Annotated in this window: 1 protein-coding gene; it reads right to left on the reverse strand. The window is 36.2% G+C overall.

Annotation, left to right across the window (positions count from 1 at the left end):
- On the reverse strand, positions 1-4,867 hold a 4,867-nt coding region (locus ACGH46_RS10885), incomplete at both ends, for an SdrD B-like domain-containing protein (protein ID WP_411605628.1).

The raw sequence follows: 4,867 nt of genomic DNA on the forward strand, positions 1-4,867 counted from the left end.
TCGCTGAGTGGGTTCGGCTGTTGTCTATATCAATGCTGACATGACCTTTGATCATGGCAATATATTTATACGCTGAACTTTTGTCTAACTCATTTTGTTTTAACGTTTTAAACTCAAAGCTATCACTATTTCCGGCTATGACACTGTCCGCAATTAATTCCGTTCCTTCCGGTGTGCTAACCTTAATTTGATAGTTACCGCCTTTCGGTAATTTTTCAAACTGATAGTGACCTGAAGTGTCGGTATTAACCTTTTTAAGCTCGACATAATCCGTTGCACCCGGTGCCTGATAATTAAGGGTCACATTAATGCCATTAAGCCCTTCATCACCCTGTCTGTCTTTGCTGTCATTTTCATCAACCCAGACATAACCATCGATTTTTAATTTTCCTACCAACAGATAATTGTTATCCAGTGAACCTTTTTTTGGTAAATTCGCAACCGGAATAACAATATGTTTCGGATCGTTACCTGCTGAGCTTTGTTTAAACTCATGGTCGGCATTAGCGTCTAATTTCAGTACCACAGAATAGTTAGCATTATCACCAAACACCAGATTAGAGAAATGATACTCACCATCTACGGTTTGTTGGGTCATTAATAGCTTACCAGTTCCATCTAAACCGTCACGTAGCTCAACGGTATACGTGATCGCACTATCAAGTAAATAGGCAAACTCATTTAACTGATTAAAATCGGTATTATTATCGGCATAATCAACATAGATTTTACCACCAATACCTTCATCACTCGCTTGTTTAAAATAGAAATTATTGTCTTTTATACCCACATTAGTTAAATCTAGACCAGATAAAGTATCAATTGGTTGAGTGGTACCTTTACTGTTTTTAACTAATGAATAACCATCTGGTGAAGCGACAATATTAATGCTGTACTTCCCTTGGGATAGATTATAGAAGTGGTATTCACCTTTATCATTGGTATACTGACGTGCAATCTCGTTATTGTTTGCATCACGTAAACCAATTAAAACTTGAGTAATTGGCTCAACTGGATCGCTACCATTTAACAAGGTTTTTCCAGAAATTCCGCTGTTGATTGCATAACTACTGTTTATACCAGCTGACGGTGAACTATTTGAACTTCCTGCCAATAAGAAGTATTGGTTTTGAACTGTCTTTCCAACATCTTCAAAGTGAATCGGTTTTAAATTGATATTTGTGTTACCCTCTGCATTAGCAATAACACCAAAACCTTTTGTGGGTTCAATTTCTACAATATAATCAGTATTTAAATCAATACCACTAAAACTATAGTAACCTTTTGCATTCGTTTTTACTTCACGATAAAACGTACGATTGGAACCATCAAATTTATATAATTTGACGTTTATATCCGGTATCGCCATGTCCCCTGTTTTATTAACATAATTTTCTAGTGTGCCATTATTGTTAATATCAACCATTACATGACCGGTGATCGCCGCATCGCCGTTTTTCTTGTAAATAAAATCTAAATTATCACCCGTTACTTTTGGTGTTTTTCCATCAATGGTAATACCCGTTACTGTATTTGAAACACTCTTTAATTCATAACGTTGTTTATCTAAACCCTGTTCAGTAACTTTAACGGTATAAGTATCATTAAATAAATTTTTAAAGTTATATAGACCGGATTTATCGGTTTTAGTTTTTGCATAGAGTTCACCATTACGATATAACTCAACGGTGACACCCGAAATCACAACATCATTTGTGCCCGGAGTAAAAAAACCATCATCGTCATAATCGTAATAAAGTCGACCACTGATCTCTGTATCATTTTTCAGTTTTACTAACCAGTACTGATCTGGTGCTCCCAATAAACCTGAAGGCGCAACTTGCATATATTCCAGATTTGTTTGTACTTTTGTTGGCAGATAAGCGCCTTTTAACTGACCACTGTTACCGACCAATTCAAATTGCGTGGTATCCAAACCAGTTAAACGTAATAACATATTGGTTAGATATAATTTTCCTCGCGTTGAATTCGCGGCTGTATAAGCAAATTCGCCCGTGTATTGTACACTTTTATCGATAAAGTCAACTTGATCCAAAATATCGTCAACATTACCGTTAAAATATCCCGGGTAGATGCGAGGGGTAAAAATACCACTTACGGTTAGCAAACCTTTATTATATTGAATAAGTTCTTCTTTAGTGAGCTCAGCTGCCCCGTCTTTGTTTTTAGAACCTGTTACATCCAGATAAAGCTTGCCCGAAATTGCCTCGGTCGTATTTGATGGTACAACTTGAGCTTGCATTAGATATAATTTATTTTTATCTAAATTATTGGCAAGTGAACCATCGGCTAATACTTCAAAATCTAGCGTTCCTGGTGGTGTTGCTGGATCCACATCCGCAATGTCGATAAAATCATTGCCCGGAGTGTGAACTATACGGTATTTGCCTTCCGGTAATGAGTATAGCTCCATCGTCCAGAACTTACCCCAATACTGATAATCATTACTGTTTTTATCCCAATAATAAACATTTGATGTATTAGTCCCTCTCTCTGAATCTGAACCATACCTATCGCCATTCATATCATTAACAGGCATAGCACGAATATTACCTTTTCCTTGCATTAGAAAATTTTTAACAATTGGTGCACCAAGTTTGTCAAATCGAATTTTATGGCTAGTTGCAAGATCTTGACTGCTATTTTCTACTGCTGTTACGCTTTTACGTAATGCTTTAACGATAAAATCTTTTCCAGCTGTTAGCCCATCAGCGCCGGTAAATTTATAAAGCCCATCAGAACCAGTTTTTTTAGATGCAATAACACTTTGTCCGCCTATTACACAAGCATTGTTATCTTTACAAAGTAAGACTGTCGCATCAAAAAGTGGTAGATCATCATAAGTCCCTGGAATATTAACTTCTAATTTCCCTTTGCCAGAATATGTATCTAGGTAAACTTTACCACGAACAACATAATCTTGTTGTTTCAGCTTATACCAAAAGTTAGTTCCCTTATTATGCGCTTTTCCACCTTCAATTTTTATTTCAAAAACTGACTGGTTATTTTCAACGCCAGTATTTTGATCATTATTTTCAAGTTCAATATCTTGTGAATTAAAATTACTTCCAGCAGAAAAACTTGGTCTAGTTAAAACACGATATTGACCATCCGGTAGATTTGTAAAATTATAATAACCGTCCTGATTCGTACCAAAATTTGTGAATAAGTTCCATGTATTATCTGACTGCTTTTTGTATAACGATACCTGGGCAAATTTAATTGCTGTATCTTCATCTGGGTTATAATCACCCAAAGCGCCAGAATGGCTATTATTCAGATAAACATAACCAGATAGCGTATTCGGCTTTTTAGGTTTGAAATACATAGCATTCGAGTGTGAAAGTTCCGTTTGTATCGTTAAAATATAATCACCACTCGAATAGTCAGCTTCAATTTCGTCATTAATATCATCAATTTTATAAGTATATAACCCGGCATGATCAATCGGAGCAGCTATCCTACCGAGCGCACCGAGCACGCCATACGAACCACGTTTGCCGAGTGTTGCAGCTAATGGGGTTCCTTGTTTATCAAGAAGCGGAGTTACGCCGTCTTCTTCATAAAAAGAGACTTTCATGTAAGTTGTAGCAGTGTGTGTTAAGCTGACACCATCAACCACACCACCCCAAGCTGTAGTTAAATTAGCTGTTCTAATATTGCTTTCAACGTTTAACGTTCCTAAGTTCTCTCGAAGGGGAGAATACCAAAAGTTTCGATTCGATTGGGTTCCTTTACCTAAACCAACAACAATAATTTCTTTAGGGGCGATATTAGCCTGAGTACCATTACTAAGTTTTACTTTCCCTTTATGGCTACTTCTTGATTTTGGTGAAGTACTGGTTGATTTACCATCAGAATCATTCACAAAAATATAGGAATTTAAATCTATACCAGATTCGTTAATGACCACTTTATAATCTTTGCCGATCGCCAAACCACGGAATTGATATAATCCATTGCTCTTATTTGTTGTTTGTGTAGCAATCTTTTTCCATGTACTATCATCGTATTGATAAAGATCGACGGGGGTTTCTAAATAAGTCGTATTTGATACAGGTAATATATTATAAGGCTTACCAGAATCAGGTCCCCTAGGCAAAAACTGATTTGATAAGACAAATACCTGACCCGATATACCAGATAAACTTGAATCATTTGGATCAATTTTTAATAAAAATGTCGGACCACTTGTTTGGTTATTTGCATCTGTTATTTTGATGTTTTGTTCAAGTTTGCTAAGTGGAATATAAGGCGCTTTCACATTGGTTACTTTTATGTCATAACTCGCCACCGCTAAATCTTTAAAACGATATAGACCATCATCGCTTGTAGTTATCGTTTTTGTGCCCAAAACTTTGGTTGTCGTGCCGGGATAGTAAAGCTCGACATTCATACCTAATGCGCCAGTATCCGTATCAGCACCATAGATACCGTCATTGTTTTGATCTATAGCTACGATTCCATCGACGCCCCATTCATTACGTGGTTTTATATTGAATGCACCTTTTTGATTGGTACCATTCATATTAAACTCTATCGTATTAATGTATTTATGCGAATTATCGGGTAATGTTGCATCCCATAAGGTATATTTAGTTTGATTACTTGAGTCAGCAATAAAATCTTCAATATCAACAATTAGGTCATACTTATAGGTTTTTAAAGTATTTTTGATGTCAATTTCACCTTTATCATTGGTGGCAAGCGTTAACTCTTTTGTTGATGCAGAATTAATTAGTTTAATGGGAATATTTTTGGCGCCATTACCTTTGTCGTCTTTTATCTCTAAGTTGATATCACCGCCTTGCCCTTTGATAAATAAGTTCTGAGCAGACGCACCGGT

This window comes from Gilliamella sp. CG22, assembly GCF_046635725.1.
GTDB lineage: Bacteria > Pseudomonadota > Gammaproteobacteria > Enterobacterales > Orbaceae > Gilliamella > Gilliamella apicola_I.